18 protein-coding genes are annotated in these 20,367 nt (G+C 67.7%); 8 read left to right on the top strand and 10 right to left on the bottom strand.

All coding sequences use genetic code 11. The features are described 5' to 3' along the window. Nucleotides 1–33 precede the first annotated feature (33 nt). From ACZ6DT_RS08060 to ACZ6DT_RS08040, 5 genes are all read right to left on the bottom strand, one after another. On the bottom strand, nt 34–1,029 hold the full coding sequence (locus tag ACZ6DT_RS08060) for a hypothetical protein (RefSeq protein WP_465590399.1): 996 nt from the start codon (nt 1,027–1,029) through the stop codon (nt 34–36). Next, a complete protein-coding gene (locus ACZ6DT_RS08055; RefSeq protein WP_465590396.1) occupies nt 1,010–2,770 on the bottom strand; it encodes a carbamoyltransferase family protein in 1,761 nt (586 codons plus the stop codon). Before ACZ6DT_RS08055 ends, ACZ6DT_RS08060 begins: the two co-directional genes overlap by 20 nt. A gap of 197 nt (nt 2,771–2,967) precedes the next feature. Then, nucleotides 2,968–4,287, bottom strand: a complete 1,320-nt coding sequence (locus ACZ6DT_RS08050; RefSeq protein WP_465590393.1) for an FAD-dependent oxidoreductase — start codon at nt 4,285–4,287, stop codon at nt 2,968–2,970. Between the two features lie 20 nt (nt 4,288–4,307). Further along, nucleotides 4,308–5,648, bottom strand: coding sequence for an FAD-dependent oxidoreductase (locus ACZ6DT_RS08045; RefSeq protein WP_465590587.1), 1,341 nt, complete (start codon nt 5,646–5,648; stop codon nt 4,308–4,310). A 33-nt stretch (nt 5,649–5,681) separates the two neighbouring features. Beyond that, a complete protein-coding gene (locus ACZ6DT_RS08040; RefSeq protein WP_465590390.1) occupies nt 5,682–7,712 on the bottom strand; it encodes a (2,3-dihydroxybenzoyl)adenylate synthase in 2,031 nt (676 codons plus the stop codon). A 237-nt stretch (nt 7,713–7,949) separates the two neighbouring features. On the opposite strand from ACZ6DT_RS08040, the gene ACZ6DT_RS08035 reads away from it, so the two are divergent. Further along, a complete protein-coding gene (locus tag ACZ6DT_RS08035) occupies nt 7,950–9,119 on the top strand; it encodes an epoxide hydrolase family protein (RefSeq protein WP_465590388.1) in 1,170 nt (389 codons plus the stop codon). Between the two features lie 78 nt (nt 9,120–9,197). Here the strand turns inward: ACZ6DT_RS08035 and ACZ6DT_RS08030 are convergent, their stop codons facing one another. The 5 genes from ACZ6DT_RS08030 to ACZ6DT_RS08010 are packed head-to-tail and all read right to left on the bottom strand — an operon-like array spanning nt 9,198 to nt 13,479. Beyond that, nucleotides 9,198–9,884, bottom strand: coding sequence for an O-methyltransferase (locus ACZ6DT_RS08030; RefSeq protein WP_465590386.1), 687 nt, complete (start codon nt 9,882–9,884; stop codon nt 9,198–9,200). Nucleotides 9,885–9,910: 26 nt separating this feature from the next. Next, the gene (locus ACZ6DT_RS08025) at nt 9,911–10,711 is read right to left on the bottom strand and encodes an SDR family NAD(P)-dependent oxidoreductase (protein WP_465590383.1); all 801 of its coding nucleotides are present in this window, start codon (nt 10,709–10,711) and stop codon (nt 9,911–9,913) included. A gap of 26 nt (nt 10,712–10,737) precedes the next feature. Further along, a complete protein-coding gene (locus ACZ6DT_RS08020) occupies nt 10,738–11,862 on the bottom strand; it encodes an acyl-CoA dehydrogenase family protein (RefSeq protein ID WP_465590380.1) in 1,125 nt (374 codons plus the stop codon). Nucleotides 11,863–11,891: 29 nt separating this feature from the next. After that, nucleotides 11,892–12,308: an SgcJ/EcaC family oxidoreductase gene (locus ACZ6DT_RS08015; protein WP_465590377.1), complete on the bottom strand. Its 417-nt coding sequence runs from the start codon at nt 12,306–12,308 to the stop codon at nt 11,892–11,894. Nucleotides 12,309–12,318: 10 nt separating this feature from the next. Further along, nucleotides 12,319–13,479 (bottom strand): acyl-CoA dehydrogenase family protein, encoded by a 1,161-nt coding sequence (locus ACZ6DT_RS08010; protein ID WP_465590374.1) that lies wholly within the window; start codon nt 13,477–13,479, stop codon nt 12,319–12,321. 574 nt (nt 13,480–14,053) lie between these two features. Here ACZ6DT_RS08010 and ACZ6DT_RS08005 point away from each other — a divergent pair. The 7 genes from ACZ6DT_RS08005 (at nt 14,054) to ACZ6DT_RS07975 (ending at nt 20,258) form a co-directional block, all read left to right on the top strand. Then, nucleotides 14,054–14,935 carry a helix-turn-helix transcriptional regulator gene (locus tag ACZ6DT_RS08005; protein ID WP_465590371.1) on the top strand — a complete coding sequence of 294 codons (882 nt, stop codon included), beginning with the start codon at nt 14,054–14,056 and terminating at the stop codon, nt 14,933–14,935. Further along, nucleotides 14,932–15,228, top strand: a complete 297-nt coding sequence (locus ACZ6DT_RS08000; protein ID WP_465590368.1) for a hypothetical protein — start codon at nt 14,932–14,934, stop codon at nt 15,226–15,228. Before ACZ6DT_RS08005 ends, ACZ6DT_RS08000 begins: the two co-directional genes overlap by 4 nt. Nucleotides 15,229–15,399: 171 nt before the next feature. Further along, nucleotides 15,400–16,668, top strand: a complete 1,269-nt coding sequence (locus ACZ6DT_RS07995; RefSeq protein WP_465590365.1) for a beta-ketoacyl-[acyl-carrier-protein] synthase family protein — start codon at nt 15,400–15,402, stop codon at nt 16,666–16,668. Continuing rightward, the gene (locus ACZ6DT_RS07990) at nt 16,665–17,951 is read left to right on the top strand and encodes a ketosynthase chain-length factor (protein WP_465590363.1); all 1,287 of its coding nucleotides are present in this window, start codon (nt 16,665–16,667) and stop codon (nt 17,949–17,951) included. Before ACZ6DT_RS07995 ends, ACZ6DT_RS07990 begins: the two co-directional genes overlap by 4 nt. 1 nt (nt 17,952) lies before the next feature. Then, the gene (locus ACZ6DT_RS07985; RefSeq protein ID WP_465590360.1) at nt 17,953–18,207 is read left to right on the top strand and encodes an acyl carrier protein; all 255 of its coding nucleotides are present in this window, start codon (nt 17,953–17,955) and stop codon (nt 18,205–18,207) included. Between the two features lie 192 nt (nt 18,208–18,399). After that, nucleotides 18,400–19,347 (top strand): aromatase/cyclase, encoded by a 948-nt coding sequence (locus ACZ6DT_RS07980; protein ID WP_465590357.1) that lies wholly within the window; start codon nt 18,400–18,402, stop codon nt 19,345–19,347. Further along, a complete protein-coding gene (locus ACZ6DT_RS07975; protein ID WP_465590355.1) occupies nt 19,344–20,258 on the top strand; it encodes an MBL fold metallo-hydrolase in 915 nt (304 codons plus the stop codon). Before ACZ6DT_RS07980 ends, ACZ6DT_RS07975 begins: the two co-directional genes overlap by 4 nt. The last annotated feature ends 109 nt before the right edge of the window (nt 20,259–20,367 follow it).

The raw sequence follows: 20,367 nt of genomic DNA, 5'->3' as shown, positions 1-20,367 counted from the left end.
CGTGCAGGCGGAGCAACGCGTCCACCAAGCCCATCACAGCGCCGCCACGATCAGCTCGGCGGCTTGCCGGTACCCCTCGCCGCGGCAATGCAGCCTGTCCACGAAACTCCAGCCGCGGAAGGAGTTCGCCGGCATGTCGACGAACCGCACACCCAGTTCACCGGACCGGTTGCCCAGTTCCTCCGTGTAGCGCGGCCAAGTGGCCAGTGCGTACTCGCGGATGCGCTCCCACGACTCCCCCAGCTGCCGGTCGTGCAGCCCGAGCAGCGGCTGCTCCTCCGGAACGTGCGAGCGGGCGCTCTTGTCCACAAAGGGCTGAGCACAGAACACGATCCGGCCGGGATCACCGGCAAGCCGGACCAGCGAACGCAAGTCTCGCAGCTGCCGTTCGAGAGCGAGCGCGCGACGCTGGTCGAAGGTAAGGGCGCCGGGGCCTTCCGGCTCGGGAACACGCCGTACCGCGCCGTTCCACCCCGGCCTCGCCTCACCTTCGATCAGCGCGGCCACGTCGTGCATCGAACGCGTCCCCACCTTCAGCAAGGTCTCCTCGAAGAACAGCGGACCGTACACGTCGTGCGGCCGGTTCGTCTGGAGGCCGGCGATGAGGTTGTTCGCGCCAGAGCAGACCACCACCTGCCCGTCGCCCTCAAGGAACGGCAGCGCGGCCACCAGTTCATGGGTCGAGGTTCCGGCCCGGATCCCGAGGTTGCGCCAGCTCCGGCCGGTCAGGCGGGCGAGTTGAGCCGAAACGGTGTTCTGATCGGACTCGGCGCCCACCCCGAAAACGAAGGAACCACCGAGCACCACGCCATCCGCCGCCGGGGTGGCGCAGTCCACCACACCGGACGACGTCGGGGTCCGCCGGAATCCCTGGTAGTCGGTCGAAACGACGGCGGTCCGGACACCGCGGGGCGCAGACATCGCCACCCAGGGGTGCACTCGTGGCTCCAGGCCGTCGTAGGTCTCCAGCTGCGGAGCAGCCAGGTACCGTCCATTGAGGATCGCCGAGTCAACTCTTTTTGACCACATGATGCCCCATCACTAGCGTGTCCAATCCGCTGCGTAGGAAGGTGGAAATGGCGTTGGCCGGGTTCTCGACCATCGGCTCTCCCTTCAGGTTGAAGGAAGTGTTGAGCACCACGGGCTGTCCGGTGTGAGCCTCGACCGCGTCGAGCAGTCGTTCGAGCAGGTCGTCTTGGCCAGGGTGGACCGTCTGCAGACGCGCGGTGCGGAAATGGCTCGCCGCGCCGAGGTCGGCCTCGGCCTCGGGCAGCACCGGCAGGACCATGAGCATGAACCTGGTCGGATCCTGCAGCACGGGGCCCCCGCAGAGCCGTCCCGCCGCCCGCGCGGCGGCCATCGGGGCGAACGGCCTGAACTGTTCGCGGAACTTGACCTTCTCGTTGATGCGCGCCTTCATCCCGGACGATCGCGGATCCGCCAGGATGCTGCGGTGGCCCAGTGCCCGGGGACCCCATTCCGATCTGCCCTGGTACCACCCGACAACCCGGCCCTCGACGATCTCACCGGCCACCAACGCGGGCAGCTTGTCGTCGTCGATCTCTTCCGCCGCCACACCCCACTCGGCGAGGGTGCCGGATATCCGCGAGTCGTCGTAGCCGGGCCCCAGGTACGCGTCCCGGCCGACGTAGCGACGGGGACGGCCGAGTACGACGTGGTAACCGTGCAACGCGGCACCGAGCGCCGCACCGGAGTCGCCGGGGGCAGGCGGGATGTACAGGTTCTCGAAGGGGGTACGCGCCAGCACCGCGGCGTTCGCCAGGCCGTTGAGTGCCACCCCTCCCGCCATCGCGAGGTTGGGCGAGGGGTGCGCCCGGTGAGCCGCGGACGCCATCGCGACCACGGCGTCTTCGCACAACTGCTGCACGGACGCCGCGACATCGGCGTAATATCGATCGACCGCTGTGCGCATCCGCCCGGTTTCCGGGTCGAAGTCCATCCGCCGCGCGGAATCGCGTGGCGGATGCCCGAGGAGTTCCACCAGCCGGTCGCTGAAGGCGCGGCTGTCACTCTTGTGGAACTCGAAGTAGCGCATGTCAAGCGAAAGCGACCCGTCATCGGCGATGCGGCAGATCTTGGCCAGCTCGTCCCGGTAACGCGGCAATCCGTAGGCGGCCAGTCCCATCACCTTGAACTCGCCCTCGTTCACTTCGAATCCGAGGTACTGCGTCAGGGCGGAGTAGAACAACCCCAGTGAATCGGGGAACTCCAGAGCCGCGCTGAATTCGAGACTGTTGCGAGTGCCCGAGCCGAGGTCGGTCGAGGCCCGCCCCAGCGTCGCGGTGGCCCATTCACCGACGCCGTCGACGGTCAGCGTCGCGGCGTCAGTAAAAGGCGAGGCGAACACGGCGCTGGCGGCGTGCGCGATGTGATGGTCGCAGAACAAGATCCGGCCAGGGTCGATGCCGAGAGCACGGACGATCGTCGAACGGATCCAGATCCGTTCGTCCGCCCAGGAGGCCAGGCTGCGCCGGAACACGTTCCGGCCACGCGGCCAGGACGCGAATCCCGTGGCGAACGTCCTGGCGAGCTTGACCAGCGGTCGCTCGTAGAAGACGACCAGATCCAGTTCGGCACCGGATACGCCGGCCGCCCGGAGACAGTGCCCCATCGCGGCCGCGGGGAAGGAAGCATCGTGTTTACTGCGGGAGAATCGTTCCTCCTCCACGGCCGCGACGACTTCGCCGTCCCGGATGATCGCCGCGGCCGAGTCGTGGAAATAGCAGGAGATGCCGAGGACCGTCGTCACGCCATGCTCCGGCTGTTCCGGCTCGCGGACGCCTCGGCGTTCCTCCAGCCACGACTCCGGCCGAGCCGGAGCCTTCGCCGGGCGACGGTCCTAGCCGCGACGCAACCCGTCACGAGAACACACGCGGACACCACTATCTTCACCATGCCAAGACCTCTTTCAAACGAGGCGAAATCGGTAACGGAGCTATGGCGCCGTTACGCGGGAACGTGCTTCTCCACCCGGGCGACGACGTCCGGGCTCATCAGCGAGGCCGGGGACACGACCAGGCCGGCGACCTTCAGGAACGCTTCGGTCAGCGTGGGGTCCGAGGTGGCCGCCTCGGTCAGCCGGGCGATGAACTTGTTGCCCTCCACCACATCCGGCGTTCGCTCGCCGGGCACGCCGGGGTAGTCGAGGTCGCCGTTGGTCGAAATGGTCCAGGGATCGTCGACCACGGCGGAGATGTCCTGCCGTAGCCCGAGCGAATCCGGCGGCGTACCACCGGAAAGCCGGTCGCGCAGCGCGATCACCTGCATCGCGCCGACCATCATGCCCTGACCGTAGACGGGGTTGAAGCTGCACACGGCGTCACCAAGCACCACCAGCCGGTCCGGGAAGCGGACGAGCCGTTCGTAGTGCCGCCGCACACTCGCCGGGAAACCGAAGATGACGGCATCAGTCATGGGCTCCGCGTCGCGTACGGCTTCGTACACCTCGGAAACCGGGAGTGACTTCGCGTAGGCCAGGAACCCTTCGGGGTCCTTCGGCGGTCGGTCACCGAGGATGCCGGTGAGCGAGAGGATGCACGTCTTGGGGCCGACGCGACCGAAGAAGGCCCCCCGCGGATGCGCTGGCGAGGCGACCGGGTTGACCGACTGGGTGTCGTCGAGCATTCCCTCACGCCGGCGGAACAGCCGAGTGGTGTAGGTCAGGCCGATCCGCATCCGTTCCTCTGGCGGGCGTTCGTAGCCGAGTTCCGTCAGTAGCGCCGGGGTGCGCGAGCCACGTCCAGTAGCATCCACGACCAGATCCGCTTCGAGTTCTAGCACCCTGTCCTCTGTGGACCGGAGACGGACGCCGGTGATCCGCTCCCGGGCCGAATCGGTCAGGTAGCCGAGGAATTCCACCTGTTCTCGGTAGGTCACGTTCGGCAGTGAAGCCGTCAGCGACCGCAGGATGTCCTCGATCACCGGCCGCTGCGCCCCGATCGACAGCAGACCGGTTTTCGTCTGCCGGATCAGCCGTGCGTTGAAGTACCAGCGCATCTCGCCGAGATCGGGTACTGGGATCTCGGCGCGCTCGAGTTCGGCAGGCAGGGTGGGGAACAGTTCGTGCACGATGCGGAAGCCGCGGCTGTGGAACGCGTGCGCGTGCGCGGCCTGCGGTGCCCCGCGGCGCACTTCGCGCACGCCCAGCACCTTGTCCCGGTCCACCACGATGACTTCACGAAAGGTCTCGGACAGCACCCTGGCCGCCAGAGTCCCGATCACGCTTCCCCCGAGCACGATCGCTCGGTCACCGACGAACTGGTTCACGGGTATACCTCCTGAGTGGGTCATGTTCGGCTCTTGGCGCGACGCGAAGCGCGGAGTACGCCGAGCATCAGTCCGGGACGCATCAGCGCCTGCGGGGGGTCGACCAGACCGGCCACCCGGAAGAATGCCTCTGTGAACCTGCCGTCGAACTGCGCGGCCGAATGCAGCCGGGCGATGTAGGCGTTGCCGATCCGGGTCTTGATTGTCCGCTTCCCCTCCACCCCGGGGAACGCGAGATCGCCGCTCGCGGAAATCTCCCACGGTACGTCCACGATCGGGACCAGCTCACGGAAGAAGCCCAACGGCCTGGCCGGGCCCGCACCGAGGTGCTCGGACAGGGCGAGCGCTTCCATCGCCGCGACGGTCATCCCCTGGCCGTACACGGGGTTGAAGCTGCACACGGCGTCGCCGATGACGAGGAACCCCTCGGGGAACCGGGTGAGCCGATCGTACCGGCGGCGCACGCTCGCCGGGACACGGAAGGTGACCGCTTCGTCGATCGGCACGGAATTCCGGACTGTGTCGTGGATCTCCGGCGCGGAAAGGGAACGTGCGAACTCCAGGAAGCCCTCATCGTCGCGTGGAGGGTGGTCACCGAGGATCCCGGTGAGGGAGAGCATGGCGACCTGATCGTTCAGTTTCGCGAAGAACGCGCCGCGGGGGTTGGCCGGCGACGCTACGGAGTTGATCGACAGATCGGTGCCGTAGGGGTCGGACTTCAATTTGAACAGGCGGGTGGTGTAGGCGAGGTCGATCTTGACCTTCTCCTCGGGTGGACGCTGGTAACCGAGTTCCGCCAGCCAAGCCGGAGCGCGGCTCCCGCGTCCGGTCGAGTCGACGACGAGATCGGCGACGGTCACTTCCTCCTCGCCTGTCCCGACCTCACTGCTGACGCGGACACCCGTGATCCGGCCGCCATCGCCGGTACTGACGATTCCGTGGATGACGGTCCGCTCCCACAGTTCGACGTTGGGTAGCGCAGCGACCCTCGCCCGCACGCGGGCTTCCAGTTCCGGTCTGGTCGCCGAGACGCTCAGCAGGCCCGACTGTGCTTGCCTCAGCGGGTGACCGTTGAAGTACCACCGCAGGTTCCCCGCCAGGTCGCAGCTGAGCACGCCGTCGGCGGTGAGTTCCGTCAGCAGGCCGGGGAACAGTTGCTCAAGGATCTGCTGCCCCCTGGCCAGCAGTGCGTGCGCGTGCCGTCCCTGCGGCACGCCGCGCCGCGCCGCGGTCATCCCGACGAGTGTGTCGCGGTCGATCACCCGCACGTGGCGGTAGTGGTCCGAAAGCACTCGGGCGGTCAGGAGCCCCGCCATGCCACCGCCTAGGACGACGGCGTGTTCTCCGAGGTGTTTGCTCACCATCGATGGGCCTCCCTTGTCTTCGGATCCGGGTCAGCCGGTCTGCCGGACGGCGGACATCTCCGTTTGGAAGGTCTGGACCTTGTTGCCCTTGGCCGCAAAGACGTCGACCTGGCCGCTCGAGGTGAACAAGTCATCCGCGAGCACACCCCGCTGGAATCCTCGAACCTCCCAGCCGCGCAAGAGATCGTGGTCGAACTCGAAGCGGACGACGTCGCCGTCCTGGCCCCAGGTCAGGCTGCCGGTGAACCCGGTCGACGTAGCGACGACACCTTTGCCGTCCGCAGTGAAGGTGAACACCGCGTGCCGGGTGACTTTCCGCTCCGGGCTCTCCTCGATCGCGGTGACCGACCACTTCCCCACGAGAGAGTCCACTTCGGACCGGCCGTCCGCGGTCTCCCCCGCACTCAACCGTCGCGTGATGTCGGCACGCAGCGCCCTCTTGTCGATCTTCCCGATATTAGTGACCGGTAAGGCATCCACCTGGACCACGCGTTCCGGTAGCTTGAAGGGGGCCACCTCGGCCCGGTTCATCACCGCCAGCACGTCCGCCAAGGACACCGCGACACCGGGACGGCATACGACGTACACGCAGACGCGTTCGCCCAATTCCGGATCCGGCATGGCGACCGCGGCGGCCATCGTCACGCCGTCCACCCGGTGGGCGAAATCTTCCACTTCCTCCGCGGAGATCTTCTCGCCCCCGCGGTTGATCAGGTCCTTCTCCCTGCCCTCGACGACCAGGTTGCCGTCCGGCCGCAGCCGCACGATGTCACCGGTCCGGTACCAGCCATCCGCGGTGAACGCCCTGGCGTTGTCCTCCTCAGCGCGGTAGTAGCCGCGAGGGGTGTAAGGACCACGGGTGAGCAGCGATCCTGGCGTGCCCACGGGTACCGGAATCCCGTTCTCGTCCACCACCGCGAGTTCGTCGGCCGGGCTCATCGGACGTCCCTGGGTCGCTACTCGCACGTCTTCGGAGTCATCCAGGCTGGTGGCGCACACCAATCCTTCCGCCATCCCGTATCCGTGCTGCAGCGTGCAGCCCAGCGTCCGGCCGACCCGGGCCGCGACCGGCTCGGCCAGCGGGGCGCCCCCGACCATCAGGACCCGCAGCGAACCGAGATCCGTCCGCGTGCCCGCCTCGTGGTGTTGGAGCCAGCGGGTCACGATCGTCGGGACGGCGGCGGTGATCGTGACCCGCTCACGTTCGATGGCCGCGAACGCGTCGGCGGCGGCGGTGAACGAGCCGCAGACCACCCGGCCTCCCGCAAGGAGGGTGGCGAGCACCCCGCCCAACTGGAAGTTGTGACTCATCGGGAGCACCGCGAGGTTGACCGTATCCGGACCGAATCGGCCCGATTCCCGGCACAGCCGCAGGTAGTACGCGAAGTCGTCGTGGGTGCGCGCGATCAGTTTCGGCTGTCCGGTGGTCCCACCCGACAGCAGGAAGAGCGCTATCGCACGAGAATCGGGCGTCTCGGTGCCGAGGACGGCAGGCACGGAATCCGGATCACTCACCGCGGCGCTGAGTGCCCGCAGATCGTGGTTGCCGTCTTCGATCTCGTCCCCTGCGACGAGGACGTACTCGATCGTCGGCGCCTCGCTGACGACCCGACGCGCCATCTCCTGGTGGTCGAAACCGCGAGTATCGGCGGCCACGACGAGGGCACGTGCCTCGGCTCGCCGTCCGATGCCCACGATCTCGTGCGCCCGGTGCGCGGGCAACGCGAGGACCGGCAGCAGTCCGGATCGGAAGCAGGCCAGCAGTACGACCACGAGTTCCCAGCAGTTCGGCAGCTGCACCACGACTCGGTCGTCCACTCGCAACCCCAGCGCGCGCAGACGCCCGGCGAGACCTTCCGCACGCGCCATCAATTCCTGGTACGTCAACCGGATATCGCCATCGACGAACGCCGTCTTGTCCGGCCGGTCGGCCGCGACGGCGGCGAAGTACTCGGCCAGCGGGCGTCCTTCCCAGTATCCCTCCTCGACATAACGAGCGACGACGTCGTCCGGCCAGGGCGTGAAGCCGGCGCTGCTGGGCTGGATCAGTGCTGAGACCACCTTTTTCTCCTCCCCCTATCGGGGCTGGAACGGTTACCGCGAGATGCTTCGCTTCTGCGTCTCATGCTCGCCGTCGGCGCGGCCCGGGCACGTCTTCAACCCTGCTTCCGGTGCGCACGGTCGAAGACGTGCCCGGAATCGGCGACCTGGCACGGTACGACTGATCCGCCAACGGTTTTCCGAAGGCCGAAAACACTGTTGATTCAGCCGGGAATGACCATCACATCGGAGTTCCACATGAAGCCTTTTCGTATCGATATCCCACAACGGGAGCTGGACGAACTGAAGCAGCGTCTCGCTCAAACTCGGTGGCCCGACGGGGGTCCCGAGCCCGGCTGGGCGCGAGGAATCCCCCTCGATTATCTCAAGGATCTGGCCCGGTACTGGCTCGAGGACTACAATTGGCGGGCCGCCGAGAAAAGGTTGAACTCCTTTCCGCAATTCACCACCGAAATAGACGGCGAGAACATTCACTTCCTGCATCTCCGTTCCCCCGAGCCGGACGCCGTCCCCCTGATCCTCACCCACGGCTGGCCGGGTTCCTTCGTCGAATTCCTGGAAATGATCGAACCGCTGACCGATCCGCGGAAACACGGCGGTGATCCAGCCGACGCGTTCCATGTCGTCGTCCCCAGCCTTCCCGGATTCGCGTTCTCCGGTCCCACCAAAGACAAGGGCTGGGACGTTCCGCGGATCGCCAGCGCCTGGGCGGAACTGATGCGACGGCTCGGCTACGACCGGTATGTCGCGCAGGGCAGCGACTACGGGATGCTGACGTCACTGCACCTCGGCCTTGCCGACCCGGAACACGTGTCCGGCGTGCACATCAACATGCTGGTGGCCTTCCCGCCGCCGGACGACCCCGCCCCGATGGCCGACCTCGACGAGGACGAGCAGGCCCGGCTGGCGCACGCGATGCGGTTCGCCCTGGACGGGTTCGGTTTCCAGAAGATCCAGTCCAGCCGGCCGCAGACGCTCGCCTACGCGCTCACCGATTCACCGGTGGGTCAGCTCGCGTGGATCGCGGAGAAGTTCAAGGAATGGGCGGACGCGCCAGACGTGCCGGAGGACGCGGTCGCCCGCGACCATTTGCTGACCAACGTCACGCTCTATTGGCTGACCGCCACGGCCGGGTCGAGCGCGCAGATCTACTACGAGTCCGGCCGCCTCCCCGATCAGTTCAACCAGACCTGGGGCGGCCCCTGGCCGGTCACCATGCCGGTGGGGATGGCCTTCTTCCCGAAGGACGTGTCCCGGCCGATCCGCCGGTGGGCCGAGAAGGTCATCCCCACCCTGACGCATTGGACCGAGTTCTCCGGTGGCGGGCACTTCGCCGCGATGGAGCGGCCGGATGACCTCGTGCGCGACATCCGGACGTTCGTCGCCCGGAACGTCCGGCACCGCTGACGCCCGCGACCTAAGTGAACCCCGAAGCCGCACCGGAGATCTCCGGTGCGGCTTCGGGTTTTTCGCGGGGCGAGCTGGTCAGTGGAGACGGACCGACACCTCAAGGCCGTCTCCGAGCGGGATCTCGACGGTCGAATACCCGTTGGCGGGATCGTGGACGTAGTCGTGGTAGTCGCGCAGGATCTCCTCGCCGCCGGGAACGCCGTCCGCGACGACGAGCGCCCCCGGGCGCAGACTCGGCTCCACCAGGCCCAGAACCTCCAGATGCGCTCCCGGGAACCCGTCGATCAGCACTAGGTCGACCTCGCCCGGCAGATCCCGCAACGTGGTCCTGGCATCCCCCTCACGGATCTCGACCAGGTCGTCTAGCCCTGCCTCGACGAGGTTGGCGCGCGCGGCCCGCACCTTGTCGGGGTGCAGTTCCGTCCCGATCACCCGGCCACCGCCGTTGTCCCGGACCGCCGCGGCCAGGTGGATGGCCGAGACCCCGAACGATGTGCCGAACTCGACGACGGTCTTCGCGGTGGCGAACCGGGCGAGGAGGTGAAGCAAGTTCCCGGTTTCGACGGACACCGGGATGCGCAGCCCGGCGAACAGTTCGATCATTTCGGCTACCGGAAGGTCGTATTGCGGCCGTCCGGGAACGCGGCGCGCCCGGTCGGCCAGCTCGCCGCCGAGTGCCACGAGTTCGGGACGTTCCCGTCTCTCTTCGGCGCGCAGCCGGTTGAGCACGCGGCACACCCGCGCCGTGGTCAAGGTGTTCATCGATGCCCTTCTCTCGGTCGGTCCGGTCAGACGAGGGTCACGCCGCCGTCGACCGGTACGAAGAGTCCGGTCAGTCGCTCGGTCAGGTCGCCCACCAGCGCCACGACGGTGTTCGCGACGTCCTCGGCGCGGATGATCGGCTGCAGCGGGGTCTGAATGGCGATGTGTTCGATGATCGTCTGCTGATGCGGCCCCGCGTTGGCGTCGGTGGGAACGAAACCGGGCGCGACGTTGTTGACCCGAATCCCGTCCGGGCCGAGCTGCTGGGCCAGCAGGCGGGCCACACTGTCCTGTGCGCTCTTCGCCACCGCGATCTCGGCAGGGGCGGGAGCGCTGTTGTGCGTCACGGACGCACCGATGAAGATGATCGAACCGCCGCCGAGTCGTCGCATACCCGGCACCACCTGACGGCAGCAGGTGAGGGTGGCGTCGAGCTGAGACAGGACGGCACCGCGCAGCCTCGCCACGCCCTTGTCCGAGTCGATGAAGGATGGTACCGAGCGCCCCACTTTCGAACTCAGGTTCCGGGTGTCGCCGATGGCGTTGCAGACCAGGATGTCGATCTCGCCGAGTTCACGGACCGTCCGTCCGACCAGCGCGCGCACGTCCTCCGGTACGCGGGCGTCGCCCTGGACGGCGATCGCCTGAGCCCCGGTCTCCTTGATATCACTGACAACCTGGTCTGCTGTGTCCACATTGGAGTAATAGTTCACGGCCACCGACGCGCCGTGCCTGCCCAGCGCCCGTGCCGTCGCCGCTCCGATGCCACGGCCCGCTCCGGTCACCAGCGCGGTTTTCCCCGCCAGCAGGCGCTTTGGATCTTCCATCCCCTGCTCCTCCTCGATCGTGGCGACTATCCCGCCGCGTCCAGCAGAGCGGGCCCGTACGCCGAGGCGGCGGCAGACAGCTGGACGGCGTGATGAGTGGCCGCACAGCTGACATCGCGCCAGAATCGCTGGACGGGAACTTCGTCCGCGAAACCGGACGGACCGCCGAGCCGGACGAGCCTGCCGACGGCGGTGACCGCGAGATCCGTGGCGATCGCCGCGTCGCGGCGGAGTCGCGCTCGCTCGCGCCTGCTGAACCGGCCTTCGTCGCACTGCTCGGCGATCCGCTCGATCACCAGGCGAGCCGTGTCGATCTCGCCGGCGGCACGAGTGAGTACGAGATGGACGGATCCGCCGGCGTCGCGATTGCCACTCCGGTCCCACTTCGCCGCCTGCCAGGCAACCGCGGCCTTGAGCGCCCCAGTGGCGGCGCCGACGATCGGAACCGCGAAGGTCAGCCCTCCCGCGGCCCGCAGCGGGGCCCGGTGACACGCCGGCAGCCTCGGATCGTCGAGTCCGTTGGTGAGCGAGGTACGCGGGAACGCGCGGTGGGCGGGAACGAACACGTCCTCGACGCGGAGCGTATCGCTCATGGTGGCCCGCATACCCGTCGAATACCAGGTGTCTTTGACAACGTAGTCCCGCCGTGGCACCGCGAAGAACATCGGCGGCTGAGCCGGGTCGCCAGGTGCCGGTCCGCAGACCAGTGCCCAGCCCGCCACCTCCGCCCCGCTGATGTAGAGCCATTCCCCGGAGATCCGCCAGCCGCCCGGTTCCGCACTCACCTGGCCGGCCGGGACGAGTGCGCTGGCGACGATCTGGTCCGGGCCGTCGGCCCAGAGTTCAGCCTGTGCCTGTTCGGGAAGGAACGCGGCGAACCGGCCGGAGTACGCGAAGATCGAGGCGAGCCACGCGGCGGAGGTGCAGCCTTCACCGACCAGCGCCACCGCGGAGCCGGCTTCGGCGAAGCCGCCGGCGAGCCCACCCCATCGGGTGGGCACGAAGTGCCGGGCGAACCCGGCCGCCACGATCGCGTCGATGACGGTTTGGTCCAGTCGTCGCGCCGCTTCGCCGTCGAGGGCTCGTTCGGACGCCAATGCTCTCGCCGTCTCGGCCGCTTCCAGCAGCGACGGCTTGGTAGTGGAAGTCATCGTCATTCCCTATCCGCCCGGAGAAGGGCTTAGAGCGGACTGTTCTGGTAGGCGGCGAGAAACCATTGCCCGTCACGCCTGATCACGACCCAGGACGCCCGGATGGCGTTCGCGTCGGACACCTCGCTCTCGCCGGGCTGGAGCACACCACCCCGGGAGAGCAGGACAGCGGCATCCCGGCCCAGTGGACGCAACCCCAGAGGCTGCCCGGTGACCTGCGTGCCCTCGTACTCGTTCTGAAAGGCCGACTTCAGGTAGGAGCGGATCTCCTCCCTGCCGTTCCGATAGACGCCGGACAGGATCATGGTTCCGTCTTCGGTGAACAAGTCGGCGAACGCGTCGGCGTCGTGGTAAGCCCACGCCGCGATGACCCGCCGGGTCAAGGCGGCGATGGCCACCTTGTCCGACTCGGACAGTTCCTCGCCGGACCGGGTGCTCGTGCTCATTGCGTCCTTCCTAGATGTAGAGCGTGTCGGGTGCTAGTCCGCAGAGGACTCGTCCGTACAGCTCGTTGTTGGTGTTCGGGTGCATCAAGGCGTGCAGGCTCACTGCCTGCACGTCACGCTGGATTCGCTGGATCGGGACGTCGGCGTAGATCGACGACCCGCCACTGGCGGAGGCGAGGACGTCCACCGACTCCTTGACCAGCCGGACCACCGCCCCCAGATCGGCCCGAGCCCGAACGCGCTCGGTCAGCGTCCAGTCGGCGTCCTCGGCACCCTTGGTGTCCACGACGCCCGCCAGGCGGTGCGCATGGAACTCCGCCGCGTCCAGCTTCTGAGTCGCGTCGGCCACCTGCAGGTGAGTCAGTGGCGCCTCTCGCTGACTGTCATAGCCGGTGTAGGTGATCTTGCGGTTCGGCAGTCGCTTGAGGAAAGCGTCCTTGGCCGCCCTGCCAAGGCCGAGCATGGTGCCGACTGAAGACGCGGAGGCGACCGGCAGCAGCGGGGCCCGATAGATCGGCGACGCCGCGCTGAGGACGGACGCCGAGTTCCCACGTAACACCTCGCTGAGCGGTAGCACCCGTTCGCGAGGGACGAACAGGTCCTTGGCGACCGTGCTGACGCTGCCGGTCCCCCGCATCCCCGAGGTCTGCCAATCGTCCACGACCAGCAGGTCCGTCATCGGTACCAGCGCGACGACCGGATACGGCTGCCCGTCCGGCGGCGCGAGGATAGCGATGATCTCCTGCCAGTGAGCGTGAAGGGCGCCGCTGATGAAGCCCCACTTCCCGTTGACCACGATTCCCCCGTCCACTGGCGCGGCCATCGCGGTCGGACTCAGGGTTCCGCAAACCCGCACGTCCGGCGTGGCGAACACCTCGTCCTGGACGTCGTCCGGAAACAGGGAGGCCATCCACGCGGGAATCCAGTACACGGAGGTCACCCAGGCGGCCGCGCCATCGCCCCGGCCGAGTTCAGCGGCCACCTCTGCCAGGGTGCGGGTATCAGCCTCATATCCGCCATACCGTTTCGGATGGCGCAACCGGAACATCCCGGCTTTCGCGAGTACCTCGATCGAATCGTCGTGCAACCGGCGATTCTCCTCGGCCCACGCGGAATTTCTTTGCAGGATCGGACGCAGCGCGGCCGCCCGTTCGACAATCTCTTTACGCATATACAGATCGGACGTCAACACATGCCGCTCCTCGGCGTAAACTGAATTTAGCAAGAGTTAGGCTGCCGACACTTCGCGAAGCATCCAACCCCTGTCCGATGACCATCTCGGGATGCAAAGCATTGCAAGTTCGCCGAATCAACCGCGTCTCCATCCGTGTCCTGACACCACCGCACCACTACCGGTCACATCCCGGCAAATCGGGCATAATTGCCCTTTGTGGCACATTGCACCTAAATCACTCCATGCGAGCACAACCGCCGAACAGGTAACCCCAATCAGGTTAGTCGGCCGCTTCAGATCGAACAGAGCGCTACCTTTTAGGCTGATCGTGTACCACGGCGACTCCTGATCAGCGGCACTAGCTCAAGACGGGCGATGCCATAGGGTCAGCTCACTAGCCCATTAGATTGTTGATCTCTTCCCTGCTGCCCGCTTGATCACATAACGGTCCGACTTCAGCTAGATTGGAGCCCGCACCAAGCATCGACCAGCGTCTGAAGATTCCTGTTCAGTAATCGACAGGAGTCGGGTCGATAGAACTACAGCAGTTCAGCTCAGGGGGGGACGCTTTATGATCAACGATGCCATCGATAAGGCACTCCAAATCATTCATTCACGGTATTCTGAACACCTTACCGTCGAAAGCATATCCACCGAGATATTCGTCAGTCCGTTCTATTTTTCGCGCGCTTTCCAGCGGGTCACCGGAATCCCGCCGAGCCGCTACCTGAAAGCGCTTCGCCATTTCGAGGCCAAGCGACTGCTGATGACCACCTCCCTGACGGTGTCCGATGTGGTCACCTCGGTCGGCTACGCCAGCGTGGGAACCTTCTCCAGCCGCTTCCTCCGTGAGACCGGCATGACGCCGACCCAGCTGCGCGACCCCGAGGTGCGGCAACTGTTCGCCGCGGTCGGCCCCGGGTTCCGCGTGATGCCCTCATTCGAGACGACCATGGCGATCAGGCAGTCGTATCCCGCTTCATCGCGACCGACAGGATCAGTGGTCGGCCGCATTTCCTTTCCCGGCGAGTCGGCTCCGGCCGACATGATCGTGGGCGTCTTCGACAGCATCGTCCCGCAACGCGCACCGGTCGCTTGCGCCGTGCTCCGGCGGTCGCGCTCGGCCGAGGTGCACCTCGGGCGGGTACCCATCGGCCGCTGGTCCGTCGTCGCGCTGGCGGCGGCAGGCACGGACGCCGACAGCGGAGAGCCGCATCTGATCGGCGTGAGCAAGGTGGTCGCGGTCCGCCCAGGCTGGACCACTGCCGTAGACGTGCTGATGCACACTCCGCGGTTGAGCGATCCGCCGATCGCGACGGTGTTCGCCCCGCCGCCGCCCCGGCTTTCGGCGATGATCCCCGCCGCGCGGACCGGATGCGACCTAGCGGAGGCCTACCCGAGGGCACTCTGCGACGGCGAGGGGTCGTCAGGCCGGGTGATGTCGTCCCGATGACCGGAGAACCCCCGCGGGGCAGGACTCTGCTGACCACGGACACCGAGGCGATCAGCGACCAGCTCGCTCGGCTGGCCGTGCGACTGCGCACTCCTGCGGTGCCAGCGGATCCAGTGCTGTGGGCCGCTGCGGCCGCGGTGGACGCCGCTGAACTGCTGCTGACCGGGTACACGTGCCACCACCAGGGCGCTCCTGCCGCGTGCCGCGAGGCTCTGCTCGAAGCACTGGGCAGCGCTCGCGCGGTGGTCGGCGCGGTGACCCACGCACTGCGGGACACGGTGGGCACGACGTGAGCGCCCCCTCTAGCGACCTTGGACAGGGTTTGTGCCCAATCGCTAGTGGCACGCCGCAGCCTGAAATCGTCCCGCTTCATTTCGAGCACAAGATCGACTCGACCGGAGGAAGCCTTCAATGCAGCTTGCGGAACACCCGACGCCACCAGGCGTGAACCTGGGGCACCGCCGATGAAACGCCAGGCGGTCATCACCGGCATCGGCGTCCGGGCACCGGGCGGGGACGGGACGAAGGAATTCTGGGACCTGCTCACGTCCGGCCGCACCGCCACGCGGCGCATTTCCTTTTTTGATCCGAGCCCGTTCCGATCCCAGGTGGCGGGTGAATGCGACTTCGATCCGGTCGCGGCCGGGCTGGACGAACGCGAGATCCGCCGGATGGATCGGGCTGCGCAGCTCGCCGTGGTGTCGGCCAGGGAGTGCGTAGCCGACAGCGGCCTGGAGTTCGACGGCGTCGACCCGCACCGCGTCGGCGTGACCGTCGGCACCGCCGTGGGCGCGGCGACCAGCCTGGAACGCGAGTACTTGGTGCTCTCCGGCGGCGGGCGCGACTGGAGCGTCGACCACCGGTACGCCGTTCCTCACCTGTTCGACTACCTGGTGCCGAGTTCGATGGCCGCCGAGGTGGCCTGGTCGATCGGCGCGGAGGGCCCGGTGGCGGTGATCTCCGACGGGTGCACGTCCGGTCTGGACGCCCTCGGTCATGCGGCGCGGCTCATCGAAGAGGGCTCCGCGGACGTGATGATCTCCGGCGCGGCGGACACCCCGATCACCCCGATCGCCGTGGCCTGTTTCGACGCCATCCGCGCGACCACACCGGACAACCACGAACCCGCGACGGCATCCCGGCCGTTCGACGTCACCCGCAGCGGCTTCGTTCTCGCCGAGGGAGCGGCGATGTTCGTCCTCGAGAGCCATGAGCACGCCCTCGCCAGGGGCGCAAGGATATACGCGACGCTCGCCGGCTTCGCCACGCGCTGCAACGCCCATCACATGACCGGACTGCGCCCCGACGGCCGCGAGATGGCCGAGGCGATCCGGCGCGCCCTCGACGAATCCCGCGTGGATCCCGCGGACGTCGACTATGTGAACGCACACGGCTCGGGGACCAAGCAGAACGACCGGCACGAAACGGCCGCGTTCAAACGCAGCCTCGGTGAACACGCCCGCCGGGTTCCGGTGAGTTCCATCAAGTCCATGGTCGGTCACTCGCTGGGGGCTATCGGGGCCATCGAGATCGCCGCTTGCGCCCTCGCGTTGTGCACCAACGTCATCCCGCCCACCGCCAACCTGCACCGGCCCGATCCGGAATGCGACCTGGACTACGTGCCGCTCACCGCCCGCGAGGCGCGGGTGGACACGGTGCTCTCGGTGGGAAGCGGATTCGGGGGTTTCCAGAGCGCCCTCGTGCTGCGGTCCCCCACGGCGGTACCGCGATGAGTAGCGCGTTCGAGCCCGCCGCCCTGCCCATCGTGTCCGAAAAAGACAGTACGCGGGCCTTGGTCACCGGGATCGGGGTGCTCGCGCCCAACGGCTGCACCGTCGAGGACTACTGGTCCGCGGTCCTGGCAGGCCGGACCGGTATCGCCCCGCTCCGCGGTGAGCACTACGCCGGCTATCCGGCCCGGCTCGCCGGACAGGTGAACGGCTTCGACGCTGCGGAGCGGCTACCGCCGGGACTCCTGCAGCAGACGGACCGGGTAACCCGGCTGGCCCTGGCCGCGGCGGAGGACGCGCTGGCCGACGCCGGGGTCGACACCCGACAGCTGTCCGAGTACGACCTGGGGGTCGTCACCGCGAACGCGACCGGTGGCTTCGAGTTCACCCACGTGGAGATCCAAAAGCTGTGGACCCGCGGACCGGAATACGTCAGCGTGTACGAATCGTTCGCCTGGTTCTACGCGGTGAACACCGGGCAGATCTCCATCCGGCACGGTTTACGCGGCCCCGGCGCGGTGCTGGTGGCCGAACAAGCCGGCGGCCTCGACGCGCTGGGGCAGTGCCGCCGAGTCCTCAGGAGCGGCACCGGGCTGGTGCTCGGTGGCGGGCTGGATTCCGCACTCGACCCGTGGGGCTGGGTGTCGCAACTGGCAGGCGGGCGGATCAGCGCCGGAACCGACCCGTCGACCGCCTACCTGCCGTTCGACGCGCGCGCCAGCGGCTACGTCCCCGGTGAGGGCGGGGCGATCCTCGTCTTGGAACGCGAGGAGTTCGCCCTCGCTCGCGACGTCTCAGACAGCTACGGGGAGATCGCCGGCTATGCGGCCACCTTCGACCCGGCGCCGGGCTCCGGACGACCACCCGGGCTGGCTCGCGCAATCCGGCTGGCCGTTGCCGACGCAGGACTGACACCCACCGAGGTCGACGTGGTCTTCGCCGACTGTGCCGGTGTTCCGGAACTCGACGCCGTCGAAGCAGAGGCGATCGTCTCGGTGTTCGGACCGTACGGCGTTCCGGTCGCGGCCCCGAAGGCGCTCGTCGGCAGGTTGTACTCGGGCGGCCCGCCGCTCGACGTCGTCACCGCGCTGCTCGCCCTGCGCGACAGCGTCATCCCTCCCTGCGGGCCCGCGCTCCGACCGGACCCGCGGCACCGGCTCGACCTGGTGACCGGCCTCCCGCGCCACGCCCGGCTGCGGCACTGCTTGGTCGTGGCGCGGGGCGTCGGCGGCTTCAATGCGGCCGTGGTGATCAGCGGCCCTACCCGACTGACCGGAGGTACCTGAGATGACACTCGACGAACTGCGCGCGATCCTCGTCGAATGCGTCGGCGCGGTGACTGGGCTCGACGGTGACTTCGCCGACGTCGACTTCGACGAACTAGGTATCGACTCGCTCGTGGTCATGGAGACGACCGCGCGCGTCAGGCAGCGGTTCGGTGTGATCGTCCCGGATGACGCGACCGCCGACCTGCGCACGCCCGCGGCTTTGTTGGACGCCATCAACGCCGTGTGTCGGGTCGGCCGACCCGCACTCGATTAGGAGCGTGTCGCCCGAACTGAAGTCGGCTGGTCAGGTGAGGACACGTGCGCGCGTTTCTCTTAGGCCGGAAGCCTCGGATTTGCGGAGGTGGGCCGCTGACACGGCTGAGTGAGTCACCAGCCGATGCCGCGGCCCGGCCACGGAAATCCGAAAGCGCGCGCTTCGAGAGACGTAAATCAGGAAGGAATCGCCATGACCCAGCACAGCACGCATTCCATCGTCGTCCCGGCCCCCGTTGACCAGGTGTACGACCTGGTCGCCGAGGCGGCCGACTGGCCGGTGATCTTCCCGCCGACCGTCCACATCGAACACCTCGAACGCGATGAAACCGTGGAGCGGTTCCATATTTGGGCGCTGGCGAACAACGGTGTCAAGGACTGGGTGTCGAGGCGGACGCTGGACCGCGTCGCACGCGTGATCACCTTCCGGCAAGAGATGTCCCGGCCGCCCGTCGCGGCCATGTCCGGAACCTGGCTATTCACCCCCACCACGGACGGCGGCACCGCCGTCGAGCTGCGGCACAAGTACACCCCGGTCGACGACGACCCGGGTGCGTCGGCCTGGATCCGCCAGGCCCTGGACACCAACAGCGCGGCGGAACTGACGAGCCTCCGCCGGGCCGCCGCCGGGGGCGCTGCCGGCGAGCGGGTCCTGCGGTTCTCCGACTCCGTGCGGATCGCCGGTCCGCTCCGACTCGCTTACGCGTTCATCGACGAGGCCCAGCACTGGCCGGACCGGCTGCCCCACGTCGACGGCCTCGACCTGACGGTCGACGACGACGGAGCACAGCGAATGACGATGTGCACGATCGCACCGGACGGTTCCCGGCACACCACCAGTTCGGCACGGATCCGCCTCGAGTCGAGCATCCTCTACAAGCAAACGACCCCGCCGCCGTTGCTTTCCGGTCACAGCGGGCGCTGGATCTTCGCACCGGATGGTGACAGCTGCGTGGTGACCTCCGAGCACACCGTGGCGATCGACCCGAACGCCGTCGAGAAAGTTCTCGGTGCGGGCAAGACGCTCGCGGACGCACACGACTTCGTGCGCGGCGCGCTCGGCGGCAACAGCCTGATCACCCTCAGGCACGCCAGGGATTTCGCCGAGTCCGGCGCCGCCGCACCGAAGCGGACGGCATGAGTCCCGCGGAGCTGCGGCCCTCCCTGACCGAGCTGGCCGACGGCGTCTTCGGCTACATCCAACCCGACGGCGGCTGGTGCGTCAGCAACTCCGGGGTGATCACCGGAGGCAGCGAAGTGGCGCTGGTCGACACCCTCGCCACCGCGTCGCGCACACTCGCCCTGCGTGACGCCGTCGCCGATCTCGCCCTCGGGCCGGTCCGCACCGTGATCAACACGCACTTCCACGGAGACCATACGTTCGGCAACCAGTTCTTCCCGGACTCGACCCTGATCGGGCACCGGCGGACCCGGACCGAAATGCTCAAGGCCGGGCTCGGTCTCACCCGCTTATGGCCGGACGTCGACTGGGGACAGCTCCGGGTCACCCCGCCCACCGTTCTGCTCGATGACCGGGCGACCCTGTACGTCGGCGACCGCGAGGTGCGGCTCATCCACGTCGGCCCGGCGCATACGACCACCGACGTCGTGGCGTGGCTGCCCGGGGAACGGGTGCTGTTCGCCGGCGACGTGATCATGTCCGGATGCACACCGTTCATCCTCATGGGATCGCTCACCGGGTCGCTGAAGGCGATCGACGAGCTGGCTCGCCTCGACGCGCGAGTCGTGCTCAGCGGCCACGGGCCCGCAACAGGATCCGAGGTGCTGGAAGCGAACGCCCGGTACCTCCGCTGGCTCTGCGACGTGGCCGCGGCGGGCAGGCGCGCCGAGCTGTCGCCGCTGGAACTGGCCAGGAACGTCGACCTCGGAGAGTTCCGTGAGCTTCTCGATCCCGAACGGATAGTCGGAAACCTGCACCGCGCCTACGCCGAGCTCGACGGTGCCGCTCCCGGCGCCGAGCTGGACGTGCTCACGATCTTCGCCGAAATGGTGGACTTCGACGGCGGACGGCTACCGGAGTGCTGGGCGTGACGGCCCCGGGGCGCGGGGGCCGCTCCCCGTGGTACGGTCCCTCGTCCCCCGGGGGGGGACCTAAAAGTCCCCAGAAAACACCACAAGCAGGCCGCGGGGAACCCTCTAA

This window comes from Amycolatopsis sp. NPDC041971 (assembly GCF_055588925.1).
The sequence above is the reverse complement of the archived record's forward strand: the minus strand, read 5'-3'. Positions and strand labels throughout refer to the sequence as shown.